We start from the raw sequence: 18288 nt of genomic DNA, 5'->3' as shown, positions 1-18288 counted from the left end.
GGTCAGACGCATGACAGTTTCCCGGGCATCGAACGGTCAGGCCAAGTATCCTCGACGATAGGCAGTTGTCCCCGGCGGGCAAGACGGCCAATTGATCGCATTTAACCGTCAAGCCCGGACATATCCGGTCACGAGCTGCGGGACTGAGGATAGAGATGAAGTTGCTTTGTGCAGGTGCCGAACTGGTCAATGACAGCAGTCGCGGTTTCGACATTGACGGCCAAAAGCTTTTTGCGGTGCGCCGCAGCGGCCAGGTCCATGTCTACATCAATCGCTGCCCACACCGGGGTGTGGCCTTGGAGTGGCATCCCGACCAGTTTCTCGACCCCAGCAACAGCCTGATCCAATGCGCCACCCATGGCGCACTGTTCCTGATCGAAGACGGTGAATGCGTCGCCGGCCCTTGTGCGGGGCAAGCCTTGACCAGAGTGGCCTGCCGCGAGGATGAACAAGGGATCTGGATCAGCCTTTAGCCGCCCGGCAACACGTCCAGACGCCGGTCGACCAGCATTTCCTGGTGATTCAAGCTCACAGCGTAAGCCAGCACCTCGACCCCACACTCAATAGCCTCACGCAAAGCCTGCGCATAAGCCGCATCGATTTCCTGCGCCGGACGCACGGCCTCGATGCCGGTCAGGCAAACACAGTACAACTGCACCGCGCGAATACCGTCCCTGGCCAAGTGGGCCAGTTCCCGCAGATGCTTGGCGCCACGCTGGGTGACCGCATCGGGAAACGCCGCCACCGCCGTACCGTCGAAACCCAGGGTCACGCTTTTGACCTCGACGTAGGCAGGTCCTTCGGGGTAATCGAGCCGGAAATCGATACGACTGTTTTCCTGACCATAAGCCACTTCGCGCTTTAGTCCGGTAAACCCGTTCAATTCCGTGATGATGCCCGCTCGCAGCGCCTCTTCGATCAAACCATTGGCCCGGGCGGTGTTCACGCAAAACAGCCGCCCTTGCGGGGTTTCGCCGATCTCCCAGGTGCCGGGCAACTTGCGTTTCGGGTCGTTGGAGCGGCTGAACCAGACCTGTCCGCCTTCGACCTGACAATTGAGCATCGAACCTGTGTTCGGGCAGTGAATGGTCAGCAACTCGCCGTCAACGGTTTCGATATCGGCGAGAAAACGCTTGTAGCGTCGAATCAGGCGACCTTCTTCGAGGGGGGGATGAAATCGCATCAGCCTTGCCAACTCCGCAACCCACGGGCAATGCGCTCGACCGCTTCCTGCAAACGCTCGAGATTTTGCGTGTAGGCGAACCGCACATGATGCCCGGCCTGATAACGCCCGAAATCCAGCCCCGGGGTGAAGGCCACATGTTCGGTCTCGAGAAAATGTTTACAGAACGCGAAGGCATCGCCGCCGAACTTGCTGATATCAGCGTACAAGTAGAATGCCCCTTCCGGTTCCACGGCAATGCCGAAGCCCAACTCACGCAAGGCCGGCAGCAGGTAATCCCGACGCCGGCCAAATTCGGCGCGACGCTCTTCGAGAATACTGATGGTTGCCGGCTCGAAACAGGCCAGCGCGGCGTGCTGCGCCATGCTTGGAGCACTGATGTAGAGATTCTGGGCGAGTTTTTCCAGCTCACCGACGGCAGCGTCAGGGGCGACCAGCCATCCCAACCGCCAACCGGTCATCCCGAAGTACTTCGAAAAACTGTTCAGCACGAAGGCACTGTCGTCGACTTCCAGCACGCTGGCCGCATCGGTGCCGTAGGTCAGGCCGTGATAGATCTCGTCGACCACCAGATGACCGTGGCGCTCCTTGATCGCGACAGACAGTTTCGCCAGTTCATCGCGGGTCAGGATCGTGCCGGTCGGATTGGCCGGCGACGCCACCAATGCGCCCACACTGTCGTGATCCCAATGACGCTCGATCAGGCCGGGCGTCAATTGATAACGCACCTCCGGACCGACCGGCACCAATTGCGCGGCGCCTTCGACCAGTCGCAGGAAGTGCCGGTTACAGGGGTAGCCCGGGTCCGCCAGCAGCCAGTGCTTGCCGGGGTCTACCAGTAAAGCGCTGGCCAGCAGCAACGCGCCGGACCCGCCGGGTGTGATGAGGATGCGCCGAGGGTCGATGTTCAAGCCATAACGCTGCTGATAAAAGCCCGAAATGGCCTCACGCAGTTCCGGAATGCCGCGCGCGGCGGTGTAACGGGTCTTCCCCGCTGTCAGCGCAGCCTGGCCGGCCTGGATGATCGGTTCGGCGGTGGTGAAGTCCGGCTCGCCGATTTCCAGGTGGATCACATCGTGGCCAGCCGCCTGCAATTCATTGGCCCGCGCCAACAGCGCCATGACATGAAAAGGTTCGATCGCGCGACTGCGGGCACTGTAGGACTGAGCCATTGGCCTTCCTTCAACTGGGAAAAAAACCGATTCTACCCAAGCGCAGGAACGAGCGAGAACCTAAAGCGGTCAGAGGGCTTATAACCCTGACTACAAACGATTCAAGCGTGTGCGCAAGGTTTGACTAAAATCAATAGTTGAGCAGGGTTCCGGAGCCGCCAGACAACGGTTTGTCATCATTGGCAAGCACCATGAGCCGCAAGCTCGACATCCGGGAGTAGCGCGGCCCGAGTTGATCTGGTAAGTTCGCCCGCTTGCAGCCGCAGGGCCGGCAGGTGTCGGTGATGGAGCAATCCTGCGCAGATGGATTACAAGAGTAGAGGCGGTCTATTTCATGTCCACCCAAGCAAAGCAGCAAAACCAGGCAATCAGCGGCTTCGAGCCCTATGTTCAGAAAGCTGGCGAAGAGTACATGGGCGAGCCCATGCGCAAGCACTTCACCAAGGTCCTGAATCAGTGGAAAAAAGAGCTGATGGAAGGTGTCGACAAGACCGTGGACCACATGAAGGACGAAGCGGCCAACTTTCCTGATCCGGCAGACCGTGCCAGCCAGGAAGAGGAATTCGCCCTCGAACTGCGTGCCCGCGATCGTGAACGCAAGTTGATCAAGAAGATCGACAAGACCCTTCAACTGATCGAAGACGAAGAGTACGGCTGGTGTGAATCCTGCGGCATCGAGATCGGCGTCAAGCGCCTCGAAGCGCGTCCTACCGCCGACCTGTGCATCGACTGCAAGACCCTGGCGGAAATCAAGGAAAAGCAAGTCGGCAAGTAATTGCGACTTGAACGAAGAACGGAGCGTGCGAACGCTCCGTTTTTGTTTCTAAAATTCGCCTCAGCAGCAAACCTGTGGGAGCGGGCTTGCTCGCGAAAGCGGTGCATCAGCCTATATTGATGTTGAGGCTGATGGCGTCTTCGCGAGCAAGCCCGCTCCCACAAGGTGGTTAGCGCAAGCCTGGAAAAAGTAACACTGCCCTTATGACTGCCATCGCCTCATCCACCTACATCGGGCGCTTTGCCCCCACGCCCAGTGGCCATCTGCATTTCGGTTCTCTGGTCGCAGCGCTGGCTTCTTACCTCGATGCGCGCTCGGTGGGCGGACGCTGGCTGATGCGCATGGAAGACCTCGACCCGCCCCGTGAGGAACCCGGCGCCCAGGCGGCCATTCTCAAGGCCCTGGAAAGCTATGGCTTCGAGTGGGATGGTGACCTGGTTCGCCAAAGCGAGCGGCACGACGCCTACGCCGAGGTGCTCAATCGCCTGTTCAATCACGGCCTGGCCTACGCCTGCACCTGTTCGCGCAAACAGCTGGAACCGTATCACGGGATTTATCCGGGGCTGTGCCGCAATGCCGGCCATGGCGCCGATGATGCCGCCATCCGCCTGCGCGTACCGGAGCTGGAGTACCACTTCCTCGACCGGGTGCAGGGCGAGTACCGCCAGCACCTGGGCCGGGAAGTCGGTGATTTCGTGATCCGCCGCCGCGACGGGCTCTACGCCTATCAACTGGCCGTGGTCCTGGACGATGCCTGGCAGGGCATCACCGACATCGTTCGGGGTGCCGACCTGCTGGACTCCACGCCCCGCCAGTTGTACCTGCAAGAACTGCTCGGCCTGCCGCAACCGCGTTATCTGCATATCCCGCTGATTACTCAGCCTGATGGCCATAAACTCGGTAAATCCTACCGTTCGCCGCCGTTGACCAAGGATCAGGCAACGCCACTGTTATTGCGGGCGCTGCGTGCACTGGGACAGAACCCGGGAACCGAACTGATTGATGCCACGCCACGGGAAGTGCTGAACTGGGGCATTGCCCACTGGGATGCCTTGCTGATCCCGCGCACACTGAGCCTGCCCGAGGCACAGCTGCTGTGATCGCACTTGCAGTGGCGCGCCCATCCGTTACCATCGCCGCACGTTTTCGGGCACGCACATAAAAAAGAGAGGCCGGGATGTACATCTATCGCTTGGTCCTGCTTTTGGTAGTGGGCATTTACCTGTTTTCCCCGGCCATCATGGATTGGTGGATCGACGCCACTGGCGCCTGGTATCGCCCTTATCTGCTCTGGCTGATTCTGATCGTCGTGACCTTCATCCTGCAGAGTCAAAAAGATGCCGATGAGCTTTAGCCTGACCCAGATGATCCTGATCAGCGCCGCGTACCTGGCGGTGCTGTTCGGTGTGGCCTGGATCAGTGAACGGGGCATGATTCCCCGGGCGATCATTCGCCACCCGCTGACCTACACCCTGTCACTGGGCGTCTATGCCAGTGCCTGGGCGTTTTACGGCACCGTGGGCCTGGCCTATCAGTACGGCTACGGCTTTCTGTCCAGCTACCTGGGCGTTTCCGGGGCCTTTCTGCTGGCGCCGGTGTTGCTTTATCCGATCCTGAAGATCACCCGCACTTATCAACTGTCGTCCCTGGCGGATTTATTTGCCTTCCGCTTCCGCAGCACCTGGGCCGGAGCGCTGACCACGATTTTCATGCTGGTCGGCGTATTGCCGTTACTGGCCCTGCAGATTCAGGCGGTCGCTGACTCCATCGGCATCCTCACCCGCGAGCCCGTACAAAATCGCGTGGCCCTGAGTTTCTGCGCACTGATTACGCTGTTCACGATTTTCTTCGGCTCCCGCCACATCGCAACCCGGGAAAAGCATGAAGGCCTGGTGTTCGCGATTGCCTTCGAGTCGGTGATCAAGCTGATCGCCCTCGGCGGTGTCGGGTTGTATGCGCTTTACGGCGTGTTCGACGGCCCGCAACAGCTTGAGCTTTGGCTGCTGCAAAACCAGACCGCGCTCGCGGCCCTGCACACGCCTTTGCAGGAAGGCCCGTGGCGCACCCTGTTGCTGGTGTTCTTCGCCTCGGCGATCGTGATGCCGCACATGTATCACATGACCTTCACCGAGAACCTCAACCCGCGTTCGCTGGTCAGTGCGAGCTGGGGCCTGCCGCTGTTCCTGCTGCTGATGAGCCTGGCGGTGCCGCTGATTCTCTGGGCCGGCCTGAAACTGGGCGCCACCACCAATCCGGAATACTTCACGCTGGGCATCGGCATCGCCGCCAACAGCAAGGCTTTGGCATTGCTGGCCTATGTCGGCGGGCTGTCCGCCGCCAGCGGCCTGATCATCGTCACCACGCTGGCGCTGTCCGGGATGGCCTTGAACCACCTGGTGCTGCCGCTTTATCAGCCACCGGCCGAAGGCAACATCTACCGCTGGCTGAAGTGGACCCGCCGGGCGCTGATTGTCGCGATCATCATGGCTGGCTACGGCTTCTACCTGATGCTCGGCGCCGAACAGGACCTGGCCAACCTCGGCATCGTCGCGTTCGTCGCCACGTTGCAGTTCCTGCCGGGCGTGCTCTCGGTCCTGTACTGGCCGACCGCCAACCGTCGCGGCTTCATCGCCGGCTTGCTGGCGGGGATACTGGTGTGGCTGGTGACCATGTTGTTACCGTTGGTCGGCAACCTGCAGGGCTTCTACATTCCGCTGCTGAACATGATCTACGTGCTGGACGACACCAGCTGGCACATGGCGGCGATTGCCTCGCTGGCGGCCAACGTACTGATGTTTACCCTGATCTCGCTGTTCACCAACGCCAGCACCGAAGAGGCCAGCGCTGCCGAAGCCTGCGCCGTGGATAACGTGCGCCGCCCGCAACGCCGCGAACTGCACGCCGCCTCGCCCCAGGAATTCGCCACGCAGCTTGCAAAACCATTGGGTGCAAAAGCGGCGCAGAAAGAAGTGGAACAGGCACTGCGCGACCTTTATCTGCCATTCGACGAACGCCGACCCTATGCCCTGCGTCGCTTGCGTGACCGCATCGAAGCCAACCTCTCCGGCCTGATGGGGCCGAGCGTGGCCCAGGACATGGTCGAAACGTTCCTGCCCTACAAGGCAGGTGGCGAAAACTACGTGACCGAAGACATTCACTTCATCGAAAGTCGACTCGAGGACTACCACTCGCGCCTGACCGGTCTGGCCGCCGAACTCGATGCCCTGCGTCGCTATCACCGCCAGACCCTGCAGGAATTGCCGATGGGCGTGTGTTCGCTGGCGAAAGATCAGGAAATCCTCATGTGGAACAAGGCCATGGAGGAGCTGACCGGCATCGCTGCGCAGCGCGTGGTCGGTTCGCGCCTGAGCACCATTGCCGATCCGTGGAAAGAACTGCTGCAAGGCTTCATCAATCTGCCGGACGAGCACTTGCACAAGCAGCACCTGGCCCTCGACGGCCAGACACGCTGGCTGAACCTGCACAAAGCGGCGATCGACGAACCCCTGGCACCGGGCAACAGTGGCCTGGTGTTGCTGGTGGAAGACCTGACCGAAACCCAGATGCTCGAGGACAAACTGGTGCACTCCGAGCGCTTGGCGAGCATCGGTCGCCTGGCGGCCGGCGTGGCCCATGAAATCGGCAACCCGATCACCGGTATCGCGTGCCTGGCGCAGAACCTGCGCGAAGAACGCGAGGAAGACGGCGAGCTGAAGGAGATCAGCGGGCAGATCCTCGAGCAGACCAAGCGCGTGTCGCGCATTGTCCAGTCGCTGATGAGCTTTGCCCATGCCGGCAGCCATCAGCACAGCGACGAGCCCGTCTGTCTGGCCGAAGTGGCCCAGGATGCCATCGGCCTGCTGGCACTGAACCGACGCAATTTCGAAGTGCAGTTCTACAACCTGTGCGACCCCGAGCACTGGGTCGAAGGCGACCCGCAACGGCTGGCCCAGGTGTTGATCAACCTGCTCTCAAACGCCCGTGACGCATCGCCTCCCGGCAGTGCGGTGCGGGTCAAGAGCGAAGCCGGCGAACACACGGTCGATCTGATCGTGGAGGACGAAGGCAGCGGTATTCCGTCGAGCATCATGGACCGATTGTTCGAACCTTTCTTCACCACCAAGGACCCTGGCGAAGGCACCGGTCTGGGCCTTGCACTGGTCTATTCCATCGTTGAAGAGCATTATGGACAAATCACCATCGACAGCCCGGCTGATGTTCAAAGCCAACGCGGCACCCGAATCAGGGTTACCTTGCCGCGTCATGTCGAAGCGACGTCCGCTGTGAACTGAGACCGTCGAGAGTATCGAATCAATGCCGCACATTTTGATCGTCGAAGACGAAACCATTATCCGCTCCGCCTTGCGCCGCCTGCTGGAACGCAACCAGTACCAGGTCAGCGAAGCCGGTTCAGTGCAGGAAGCACAAGAACGCTTCACCATTCCCTCGTTCGATCTGATCGTCAGTGACCTGCGCTTGCCGGGCGCGCCTGGCACAGAGTTGATCAAGCTCGCCCAAGGTACGCCGGTGCTGATCATGACCAGCTACGCGAGCCTGCGCTCGGCCGTCGACTCGATGAAAATGGGTGCGGTGGATTACATTGCCAAGCCATTCGACCACGACGAAATGCTGCAAGCCGCCGCACGCATCCTGCGTGACCGACAAACGGCACAAACCGGTGGTGAAGCGGTTGCCGGCAAAGCCGCCAATGGTGCGGCGAAGTCCGGTGCCGACAACAGCAACGGTGAAATCGGCATTATCGGCTCATGCCCGCCGATGCAGGACCTGTATGGCAAGATCCGCAAAGTCGCGCCGACCGATTCCAATGTGCTGATCCAGGGCGAATCGGGCACCGGTAAAGAACTGGTGGCCCGCGCACTGCACAACCTGTCCAGACGCGCCAAGGCACCGATGATTTCGGTGAACTGCGCAGCCATTCCGGAAAGCCTGATCGAGTCCGAACTGTTCGGCCACGAAAAAGGCGCATTCACCGGCGCCAGCGCCGGGCGCGCCGGCCTGGTGGAAGCGGCGGACGGCGGCACCTTGTTCCTCGACGAAATTGGCGAACTGCCGCTGGAAGCCCAGGCTCGCCTGCTGCGCGTATTGCAGGAAGGCGAAATTCGTCGCGTAGGTTCTGTGCAGTCGCAAAAAGTCGATGTGCGCCTGATCGCCGCGACTCACCGCGACCTCAAGAGCCTGGCGAAGATCGGCCAGTTCCGCGAAGACTTGTATTACCGCCTCCACGTTATTGCGCTGAAGCTGCCAGCCCTGCGCGAACGCGGTGCGGACGTCAACGAAATCGCCAACGCCTTCCTGGCGCGGCAAAGTGCGCGAATCAACCGCACCGACCTGAAGTTCGCCGCGGATGCCGAGCAAGCCATTCGTCACTACTCCTGGCCGGGCAACGTCCGTGAACTGGAAAACGCCGTCGAGCGCGCCGTTATCCTGTGCGAAAGCCCGGAAATCTCCGCCGAGCTGCTGGGCATCGACATCGAACTGGGCGACCTGGAAGATGACGAATTCATTGGCCTGCCCCCCCAACAGGGCAACAGCAACGCCGGTAACAGCAACCACGAACCGACCGAAGACCTCTCCCTGGAAGACTACTTCCAGCATTTCGTCCTCGAGCATCAGGACCACATGACTGAAACCGAGCTGGCCCGCAAACTCGGGGTCAGCCGCAAATGCCTGTGGGAGCGCCGTCAGCGCCTGGGCATCCCGCGGCGCAAGACCGGGGTGGCCAGCGAAAGCTGAACCCCACCTGTCTCATGTGCGGGTAACACGTGACTTTGTGAAAAAACTGTTACCTCAGTTTTTTCACGTAACAGAAGCCGGGGCTTACGGTAACGAAGCCCCGGCTTTTTTTCGCCTTCGAAATGCCTGGCAGCCGACCTAACCCCTTGTTTTATTGGGTTTCGCAAAAGTTGGCACGCACCCTGCTATATGTTTGGTACAAGAACAATAACAAGCAATGCACAAGACAATAAAAATAAGACGAATCGACTCACGCACAATAAAAACAAGACGGCGAGAGGCGCAGCTAACTGATTCTTTTGGAGAGGCGTTGTATTTGGGGCTTGCCCCACGACCAGGCCGAGAACAACAAAAACTGTCCTAAGACAGAGCCTGTACTGGTTGGATCGAAAGATCACTGCAATTCAGCGACCAAAGCAATCCGTTTGCTCTTGGCTCCCGATTGGGAGGGTCATGAAGGAAAGCTTCATGACAAGGGCACTTAACAAAAACAAAAAGCCCGAAACCAAAAATAAAAATAGAGCATGCAACTACTTCTTGGGGAGCTTCGGCTCCCCTTGTAGTTTCCGCGATTCAGAAAAACCCGCGTATCACTGTAGGAGCGAGCCTGCTCGCGAAAATCCCACAGGCACATCGGGGCATCTGGTTTTACGCGTAATCGTTCACGTCCATCGCGAGCAAGCTCGCTCCTACATCCTGCGCCTTACAGCTCATATCTGCTGTGTCCTACACCATCCCCCGACTAAATGCTAGAATCCCCGCCCATCATGCGGTCATTCTTCTGTTATGGCCGAATATTCCTTCAAACAGTGCATCCCATGCTGAAGAAGCTGTTCCAGTCATTCCGTTCTCCCAAGCGTCCTACGCAACACATTCGCAGCACGCCTGAAGTGCTCAACAGCGGCCAACACTCGCTGCAAAAGGCGCAATTCAGCCGCTACGCGGTGAATATCGTTGAACGCCTGCAGAGCGCCGGTTATCAGGCTTACCTGGTGGGCGGCTGCGTGCGCGACATGTTGCTGGGCATTACACCGAAAGACTTCGACGTTGCCACCAGCGCCACCCCCGAGCAGGTGCGGGCCGAATTCCGTAACGCGCGAATCATCGGGCGTCGGTTCAAATTGGTGCACATCCACTTCGGCCGCGAAATCATCGAAGTCGCGACCTTCCGTGCCAATCACCCGCAAAACGAAGACGAGGAAGACAGCAACCAGTCTTCGCGCAACGAAAGCGGGCGCATCCTGCGCGATAACGTCTATGGCACCCTGGAAGAAGACGCGCAACGTCGCGACTTCACCATCAATGCCCTGTATTACGATCCGGTCAGCGAGCGCATCCTCGACTACGCCAACGGCGTACACGACATCCGCAATCACCTGATCCGCCTGATCGGCGATCCGAAGCAACGCTACCAGGAAGACCCGGTACGCATGCTGCGGGCCGTGCGTTTCGCCGCCAAGCTGAACTTCGGTATCGAAAAACACAGCGCCCTGCCGATCCGCGACCTGGCGCCGATGCTGCGCGAGATCCCGTCGGCTCGCCTGTTCGAAGAAGTGCTCAAGCTGTTCCTCTCCGGCCACGCCGCGGATACGTTTGAAATGCTGGTCGACCTGCAGTTGTTCGATCCACTGTTCCCGGCCAGCGCCGAAGCACTGGAATACAACCCGACCTACACCCACACCCTGATCAGCGAAGCCCTGATCAATACCGACCTGCGGATCAAGCAGAACAAACCGGTCACCCCGGCGTTCCTGTTTGCGGCCCTGCTCTGGCCTGCCCTGCCGGCGCGCGTCCTGCGTCTGCAGGAGCGTGGCATGCCGCCGATTCCGGCGATGCAGGAAGCGGCGCATGAGCTGATTGCCGAACAGTGCCAGCGAATCGCGATTCCGAAACGCTTCACCATGCCGATCCGCGAGATCTGGGACATGCAGGAACGCCTGCCGCGCCGCAGCGGCAAGCGTGCCGATCTGTTGCTGGACAATCCGCGCTTCCGCGCCGGCTATGACTTCCTGTTGTTGCGCGAGAGTGCAGGCGAGCAGACTGACGGCCTCGGCGAATGGTGGACCGACTATCAGGACGCCAATGAAAGCGAGCGCCGCGACATGATCCGCGACCTCAGCGGCAAGGAAGAAGGCACCGGCGCCCCGCGCAAGCGTCGCCGCAGTGGTGGTTCCAAGCGCAAGCGCGCCGCTGGCGCTTCGAGCAGCTCGGGCGAGTAATCCATGGAACGCATCTACATCGGCATGGGCAGTAATCTGGCTGCCCCCGCCGAACAATTGCGCAGCGCCGCCGAGGCGCTGGCGTCCTTGCCGCAATCCCGACTGGTCGGGGTTTCTGCGTTTTATCAAAGCGACTCGCTGCTTCCCGGACAACCGCGCTACACCAATGCGGTGGCCGCTCTCGACAGCATGCTGGCGCCACTGGAATTGCTGGATGCCTTGCAGGCCATCGAAAACGGCCAGGGTCGCGAGCGCCTTGAACGCTGGGGACCGCGTACGCTGGACCTCGACATCCTGCTGTTCGGTGATCGCCTGATCGACGAGCCGCGCCTCAAGGTTCCCCACTACCACATGCAGGAACGGGCCTTTGTGCTGTATCCGCTGGCGGAACTGGCACCTGCGGATTTGCAACTCGCCGATGGCCGAACCCTGGTCGAACTGCTCAAGGCATGCCCGTTCGTCGGCCTGGAACGCCTGCCCCCGAACTGACCCAAATCCCCTGTGGGAGCGAGCTTGCTCGCGATAGCGGTGTTTCAGCCAACATTGATTCTGGATGACACACCGCCTTCGCGAGCAAGTCGGATCGCCGCACCGCCACTCCCACATTGGTTTTGTGTCGAGCACAAGATCTGCTGCTGAATCGCATCAGTTACTCCGGTAACACCCCACCCGTAACAATGCGGTAACACACGCAATTGACTTCCCTCGTTCTCCTCACGACTATAGGCGTCCCGCTGCCGCCTACACGGCGTTCAAGGGCGCAATCCAGGCCTTAAAAGCACGACGAAAGAGCGTGCGCCTGTATTCAACGAAGAATCACGCGCGTTACTCGCAGTAGTTTCCACAGCGCCTGAATGAGGAACTTTTCATGCCAGCCATCACCCTGACCACCCTGCAAGGTCTGAAGCAAAAAGGTGAAAAGATCACCATGCTGACCTGCTACGACGCAACCTTCGCCCACGCCTGCAACCAGGCCGGCGTCGAAGTGCTGCTGGTGGGCGACTCTCTCGGCATGGTTTTGCAGGGCCACGACAGCACCTTGCCTGTCACCACCGCAGAAATGGCTTACCACGTGGCTGCCGTCAAACGCGGTAACAGCGATGCCCTGATCCTCGCCGACCTGCCTTTCATGGCCTACGCCACCACCGAACAAGCCATGACCAACAGCGCCCTGTTGATGCAGGCCGGCGCGCACATGGTCAAGGTCGAAGGAGCGTTGTGGCTGGCCGATTCGATCCGCCTGCTGGCCGAGCGCGGCATCCCGGTCTGCGCGCACATGGGCCTGACGCCGCAGTCGGTGAACATCCTTGGCGGCTACAAGGTCCAGGGTCGCAATGAAAACCAGGCGCGGCAGATGCGTGCCGACGCGATCGCCCTGGAACAGGCTGGCGCGGCCATGCTGTTGCTCGAATGCGTCCCGAGCGAGCTGGCAGAAGAAATCACCCAGGCGGTGAAGATTCCGGTGATCGGGATTGGCGCCGGCAATCGCACCGATGGCCAGGTGCTGGTTCTGCACGACATGCTGGGGCTGTCCATTACCGGCCGCGTGCCAAAATTCGTGAAGAACTTCATGACTGGCCAGACCAGCATTGAAGCTGCATTGAATGCCTACGTGACTGAAGTCAAGGCGGCGACTTTCCCTGGAATCGAACACGGATTCTCTGCATGAACACCGTAAAAACCGTACGTGAACTTCGGGCCGCCGTGGCCCGTGCCCGTAGCGAAGGCAAGCGCATTGCCTTTGTGCCGACCATGGGCAACCTGCATAGCGGTCACGTTGCGCTGGTGACCAAGGCCTCCCAACGGGCGGACTTCGTGGTGGCGAGCGTTTTCGTCAACCCGCTGCAATTCGGTGCTGGCGAAGACCTCGACAAGTACCCGCGCACCCTCGCCGCCGACCAGGAAAAACTGCTCCAGGCCGGTTGCCATCTGCTGTTCGCGCCAACCGTCGAAGAGATGTATCCCGACGGCATGGCCGGCCAGACCCGCGTCAGTGTCCCGCAATTGTCCGAAGGCCTGTGTGGCGCAAGCCGGCCGGGGCATTTCGAAGGCGTGGCGACGGTGGTGAGCAAGCTGTTTAACATGGTCCAGCCGGACCTGGCGATCTTTGGCGAGAAGGACTTCCAGCAACTGGCGGTGATTCGCGCGCTGGTACATGACTTGAACATGCCGATCCAGATCATCGGTGAGCCGACCGTACGGGCGGCCGATGGCCTGGCGCTGTCGTCGCGCAACGGTTTCCTCAACGAAGAGCAACGCGCTGTGGCACCGGTGGTCTACCGCACGCTGAATGCGATCAGCGAGGCGATCAAGCAGGGCGAACGCGACTTCCCGGCGCTGATCGACACGCAGGTCAAACAGCTCGAAACGGCTGGCCTGCGTCCTGACTATCTGGAAATCCGCCATGCCCTGACCCTGCGCCCGGCGACGGCGCAGGATCGTGACCTGGTGATTCTGGTAGCGGCGTTCCTCGGTACGACGCGGTTGATCGACAACCTGCATCTGAACCTCGACGCGCCCGTCTGACCAACACAATAACCCTGTGGGAGCGAGCCTGCTCGCGAAAGTGGATGTTCAGTCACAACAGTTTTGCCTGATCCACCGCTATCGCGAGCAAGCTCGCTCCCACAGGGGTTCTGCTGCGCACATACAGACCTTACTGACGCCCACAAACCCTTCGGGCCACTTGCCCGCCGACCTGGGAAACACTCATGCACGCCATCATGCTCAAAGCCAAGCTGCATCGCGCCGAAGTCACCCACGCTGTACTCGATTACGAAGGCTCCTGCGCCATCGACGGCGAATGGCTGGACCTGTCCGGCATCCGCGAGTACGAACAGATCCAGATCTACAACGTCGACAACGGCGAGCGCTTCACCACCTACGCCATCCGTGGCGAAGAAGGTTCGCGCATGATCTCGGTCAACGGCGCCGCCGCGCACAAGGCCAAGGTTGGCGATCGGGTGATCATCTGCGCTTACGCACACTACAGCGAAGCCGAACTGCTCAACTTCAAGCCGCGCATGCTCTACATGGCACCGGGCAATGAACTGAGCCACACCAGCAATGCCATTCCGGTCCAGGTCGCCTGATCCGAGCCCTGTCTCTTCCGTTTGTCGGACCATTCCTAACTTCGATGTTAAAAAAGTACCGGAAACAGGTCAGACAAAGTCAAGACAGATCATTGCGCGGGGTTTACTGTATTCGCCCTGCGCCATGAAATCGTGTCGACGCAGTTGACCGGAACGCCCACCCACAGCGCTCCGGGATTTTTAGTGTTCTAAAGGCCGTTCAAGTAATAAGGAAACCCGCAGCGATGGCGTATTACCGCACTCCTCACGACGTTACCGCTCTGCCCGCCTGGCAAGCGTTGAATGACCACCGCCAAGCCATGCAGGATTTCAGCATGCGCGAAGCCTTCAATGCCGATCCGCAGCGCTTTACTCAATTCACCCTCAGCAGCTGCGGCCTGTTTCTCGACTATTCGAAAAACCTGATCAACGCCGAGACCCGCAATCTGCTGGTGGGCCTGGCCAACGAAGTCGACCTCAAGGGCGCGATCAAATCGCTGTTCGATGGCGAAATCGTCAATGCTTCCGAAGGCCGTCCAGCCCTGCACACCGCGCTTCGCCGCCCGGTCGGTGACAAGCTGTCGGTCAATGGCGTCAACGTGATGCCCGAAGTGCACAAGGTGCTGAACCAGATCACCGACCTCGTCGGCCGCATCCACGATGGTCTGTGGCGTGGTTACACCGAGAAGCCGATCACCGACGTGGTGAACATCGGCATCGGTGGCTCCTTCCTCGGCCCGGAACTGGTGTCCGAAGCCTTGCTGTCCTACGCCCAGAAAGGCGTGCGTTGCCATTACCTGGCGAACATCGACGGCAGCGAGTTCCACGAACTGACCATGAAGCTGCGCGCCGAGACCACGCTGTTCATCGTCTCGTCGAAATCCTTCAACACCCTCGAAACCCTGAAGAACGCCCAGGCCGCCCGTGCCTGGTACCTGGCCCAGGGTGGTTCGGAAGCCGAGCTGTATCGCCACTTCATCGCGGTATCGAGCAACAACGCCGCCGCCGTAGCCTTCGGTATCCGCGAAGAAAACATCTTCCCGATGTGGGACTGGGTCGGCGGCCGTTACTCGCTGTGGTCGGCCATCGGCTTGCCGATTGCCCTGGCCATCGGCATGTCCAACTTCAAGGAGCTGCTGTCCGGTGCCTACACCATGGACCAGCACTTCCAGAGCGCACCGTTCGAACAGAACATGCCGGTGCTGCTGGCCTTGCTCGGCGTGTGGTACGGCAACTTCTGGGGTGCGCAAAGCCACGCGATCCTGCCGTACGATCACTACCTGCGTAACATCACCAAGCACCTGCAACAGCTGGACATGGAATCCAACGGCAAGAGCGTACGCCAGGACGGCAAGCCGGTGTCCACCGATACCGGGCCGGTGATCTGGGGCGGTGTTGGCTGCAACGGTCAGCACGCCTACCACCAGCTGCTGCACCAGGGCACCCAACTGATTCCGGCCGACTTCATCGTGCCGATCGTCAGCTTCAACCCAGTGTCCGACCACCACCAGTGGCTGTACGCCAACTGCCTGTCCCAAAGCCAGGCGCTGATGCTCGGCAAGACCCTGGCCGAGGCCGAAACCGAGCTGCGCGACAAAGGCATGAGCGAAGCCGAGGTACACAAACTCGCGCCGCACAAGGTGATCCCGGGCAATCGTCCGAGCAACACCCTGGTGGTCGAACGCATCAGCCCGCGTCGCCTCGGCGCACTGGTGGCGATGTACGAACACAAAGTCTTCGTGCAAAGCGTGATCTGGGGCATCAATGCCTTCGACCAGTGGGGCGTGGAGCTGGGCAAGGAGCTGGGCAAAGGCGTCTACAACCGCCTGGTCGGCAGTGAAGAAACCCCGGCCGAGGACGCCTCGACTCAAGGGTTGATCAACTACTTCCGCGGTCGTCACCGCGGATAATCTGACACTGCCCTGTTGTACCTTGTGGGAGCGAGCCTGCTCGCGAATGCGGTTTGTCAGTCGACTTTGTTGTTGACTGACCCAACGCTTTCGCGAGCAGGCTCGCTCCCACAGTTGTTTTGTGTACGGCTTGAACCCATTGACCACTCGGCGCATCTTTATCTTTGTCGCAAAACAAGAATAAGGAACCGTCATGTTCGATATCAGCAAGTTCCCCAAAGCCGATGCCGTCCGCCGGGCTGCACAACTGAGTCAAGACGACTATCAGCGCCTGTACCGCGAATCCATTGAACACCCCAGCACCTTCTGGGCCGAACAGGCCACGCGCTTTCTCGACTGGAGCGCGCCCTGGGAAACCGTCCAGCGCTACAACCTGAAGACCGGTGAGGCCAGCTGGTTTGCCGGTGCGCAATTGAATGTCAGCTACAACTGCATCGACCGGCACCTGGAGAAACGCGGCGATCAGGTCGCCATCATCTGGGAAGGCGACGACCCTGCCGACTCGACATCGATCACCTACAAACAACTGCATGAAAACGTCTGCCGCCTGGCCAACGTGCTGAAAAGCCGTGGCGTGAAAAAAGGCGACCGCGTGTGCATCTACATGCCGATGATTCCCGAGGCGGCCTACGCCATGCTTGCCTGTACCCGCATCGGTGCGGTGCACTCGGTGGTGTTCGGCGGTTTCTCCCCGGACTCGTTGCGCGACCGCATTCTCGACGCTGACTGCCGCACCGTGATCACCGCCGACGAAGGCGTGCGCGGCGGCAGGCCCGTGCCACTCAAGCAGAACGTCGACAAGGCGCTGCAAAGCTGCCCGAACGTCAGCACCGTGCTGGTGGTCGAGCGCAGAAATGTGCAAGTGAACTGGGTCGAAGGACGGGACATCAAGTACCAGCAGGCCCTGCGCGAAGCCAGCGCCGATTGCCCGCCCGAGCCGATGGACGCCGAAGACCCGCTGTTCATCCTCTACACCTCCGGCAGTACCGGTAAACCCAAAGGCGTGCTGCACACCACCGGCGGCTACCTGCTGCAAGCGACGATGACCTTCAAGTACGTGCTGGATTACCGCGATGGCGAGGTCTTCTGGTGCACCGCCGACGTCGGTTGGGTCACTGGCCACAGCTACATCGTCTACGGTCCGCTGGCCAACGGCGCGACCACGCTGATCTTCGAGGGCGTGCCGAGCTACCCGACGACCTCGCGCTTCTGGCAGGTGATCGACAAACACAAGGTGAACATTTTCTACACCGCCCCGACGGCCCTGCGTTCGTTGATGCGCGAAGGGCCCGCCGCGTTGAAGGGAACCTCCCGCGCCAGCGTCAGGCTACTCGGTACGGTCGGCGAACCAATCAATCCGGAAGCGTGGGAGTGGTACTTCCATGAGGTGGGCGAAGAGCGTTGCCCGATCGTCGATACCTGGTGGCAGACCGAGACCGGCGGCATCATGCTCAGCCCTTTGGTCAGCGCCCAACGAATCAAACCCGGTTGCGCCACACAACCGATGTTCGGTGTGCAGCCGGTGCTGCTCGACGAGCAAGGCAAGGAAATCAAAGGCGCCGGCAGCGGCGTACTGGCCATAAAATCCAGCTGGCCGGCGCAGATCCGTAGCGTCTATGGCGACCCGCAGCGCATGGTCGACACTTATTTCAAGCCGTATCCGGGTTACTACTTCACCGGCGATGGCGCGCGGCGCGATGAAGATGGCGACTACTGGATCACCGGGCGCATCGACGATGTGATCAACGTGTCCGGCCACCGTATCGGCACCGCCGAAGTGGAAAGCGCCCTGGTGCTGCACGACAGCATCGCCGAGGCCGCTGCGGTCGGTTACCCCCACGACATCAAGGGCCAGGGTATCTATGTCTTCGTGACGCCCATGAACGGCGTCGAAACCAACGATGAACTGAAGCAGGAATTGCTGGCTCTGGTCGGCAAGGAAATCGGCAGTTTCGCCAAACCGGACTTGATCCAGTGGGCGCCGGCCTTGCCGAAAACCCGCTCAGGCAAGATCATGCGGCGCATTCTGCGCAAGATCGCCTGCAACGAACTCGATAGCCTGGGCGATACTTCGACCCTGGCCGACCCGAGCGTGGTGCAAGGGCTGATCGATAAACGCCTGAATCAATAATGCTCGCTCTCTGTAGGAGCTGCCGCAGGCTGCGATCTTTTGACTTTGCTCTGCAGGATCAAAAGATCGCAGC

Annotated in this window: 15 protein-coding genes; 13 read left to right on the top strand and 2 right to left on the bottom strand. The window is 60.3% G+C overall.

Features of this window, described 5'->3' with window-relative positions; translation table 11 throughout:
• Positions 1–155: 155 nt before the first annotated feature.
• Positions 156–473 carry a Rieske (2Fe-2S) protein gene (locus AC07YV_RS23385; protein WP_015096854.1) on the top strand — a complete coding sequence of 106 codons (318 nt, stop codon included), beginning with the start codon at positions 156–158 and terminating at the stop codon, positions 471–473.
• On the opposite strand, the gene sfsA is transcribed toward AC07YV_RS23385, so the two are convergent.
• Both sfsA and AC07YV_RS23375 read right to left on the bottom strand, forming a co-directional pair.
• Positions 470–1183, bottom strand: a complete 714-nt coding sequence (gene sfsA / locus AC07YV_RS23380; RefSeq protein WP_102701634.1) for a DNA/RNA nuclease SfsA — start codon at positions 1181–1183, stop codon at positions 470–472. The two genes, AC07YV_RS23385 and sfsA, sit on opposite strands and share 4 nt — an antisense overlap.
• Positions 1183–2355 (bottom strand): pyridoxal phosphate-dependent aminotransferase, encoded by a 1173-nt coding sequence (locus tag AC07YV_RS23375; RefSeq protein WP_102701633.1) that lies wholly within the window; start codon positions 2353–2355, stop codon positions 1183–1185. Before AC07YV_RS23375 ends, sfsA begins: the two co-directional genes overlap by 1 nt.
• Positions 2356–2689: 334 nt before the next feature.
• Between AC07YV_RS23375 and dksA the strand changes: the two genes are divergently transcribed.
• From dksA to acs, 12 genes are all read left to right on the top strand, one after another.
• Positions 2690–3130, top strand: coding sequence for an RNA polymerase-binding protein DksA (gene dksA, locus AC07YV_RS23370; RefSeq protein WP_007971100.1), 441 nt, complete (start codon positions 2690–2692; stop codon positions 3128–3130).
• Positions 3131–3333: 203 nt separating this feature from the next.
• Positions 3334–4230 (top strand): tRNA glutamyl-Q(34) synthetase GluQRS, encoded by an 897-nt coding sequence (gene gluQRS / locus AC07YV_RS23365; protein ID WP_102701632.1) that lies wholly within the window; start codon positions 3334–3336, stop codon positions 4228–4230.
• Between the two features lie 77 nt (positions 4231–4307).
• Complete coding sequence (locus AC07YV_RS23360; protein WP_003176118.1) at positions 4308–4484, top strand: hypothetical protein; 177 nt, start codon at positions 4308–4310, stop codon at positions 4482–4484.
• Positions 4468–7422: a sensor histidine kinase gene (locus AC07YV_RS23355; protein WP_007971103.1), complete on the top strand. Its 2955-nt coding sequence runs from the start codon at positions 4468–4470 to the stop codon at positions 7420–7422. Before AC07YV_RS23360 ends, AC07YV_RS23355 begins: the two co-directional genes overlap by 17 nt.
• A 22-nt stretch (positions 7423–7444) precedes the next feature.
• On the top strand, positions 7445–8884 hold the full coding sequence (locus AC07YV_RS23350; protein WP_102701631.1) for a sigma-54-dependent transcriptional regulator: 1440 nt from the start codon (positions 7445–7447) through the stop codon (positions 8882–8884).
• An 818-nt stretch (positions 8885–9702) separates the two neighbouring features.
• Positions 9703–11103, top strand: a complete 1401-nt coding sequence (locus AC07YV_RS23345; protein ID WP_173900847.1) for a polynucleotide adenylyltransferase PcnB — start codon at positions 9703–9705, stop codon at positions 11101–11103.
• Between the two features lie 3 nt (positions 11104–11106).
• On the top strand, positions 11107–11592 hold the full coding sequence (folK, locus tag AC07YV_RS23340; protein ID WP_102701628.1) for a 2-amino-4-hydroxy-6-hydroxymethyldihydropteridine diphosphokinase: 486 nt from the start codon (positions 11107–11109) through the stop codon (positions 11590–11592).
• 379 nt (positions 11593–11971) lie between these two features.
• Positions 11972–12772: a 3-methyl-2-oxobutanoate hydroxymethyltransferase gene (gene panB, locus AC07YV_RS23335; RefSeq protein ID WP_095965623.1), complete on the top strand. Its 801-nt coding sequence runs from the start codon at positions 11972–11974 to the stop codon at positions 12770–12772.
• A complete protein-coding gene (gene panC, locus AC07YV_RS23330) occupies positions 12769–13629 on the top strand; it encodes a pantoate--beta-alanine ligase (protein ID WP_102701627.1) in 861 nt (286 codons plus the stop codon). The genes panB and panC overlap by 4 nt, the downstream gene beginning before the upstream one ends.
• A gap of 185 nt (positions 13630–13814) precedes the next feature.
• The gene (gene panD / locus AC07YV_RS23325) at positions 13815–14195 is read left to right on the top strand and encodes an aspartate 1-decarboxylase (protein ID WP_003228271.1); all 381 of its coding nucleotides are present in this window, start codon (positions 13815–13817) and stop codon (positions 14193–14195) included.
• A 224-nt stretch (positions 14196–14419) separates the two neighbouring features.
• Entirely contained in the window at positions 14420–16084 is a 1665-nt protein-coding gene (pgi, locus tag AC07YV_RS23320; protein ID WP_102701626.1) for a glucose-6-phosphate isomerase, read from the top strand.
• 193 nt (positions 16085–16277) lie between these two features.
• The gene (acs, locus tag AC07YV_RS23315) at positions 16278–18215 is read left to right on the top strand and encodes an acetate--CoA ligase (RefSeq protein ID WP_102701624.1); all 1938 of its coding nucleotides are present in this window, start codon (positions 16278–16280) and stop codon (positions 18213–18215) included.
• The last annotated feature ends 73 nt before the right edge of the window (positions 18216–18288 follow it).

It is taken from the genome of Pseudomonas sp. GW456-E7 (assembly GCF_059424105.1).
Note: the sequence above shows the minus strand (reverse complement) of the source record. Positions and strands in the feature narration are given on the sequence as shown.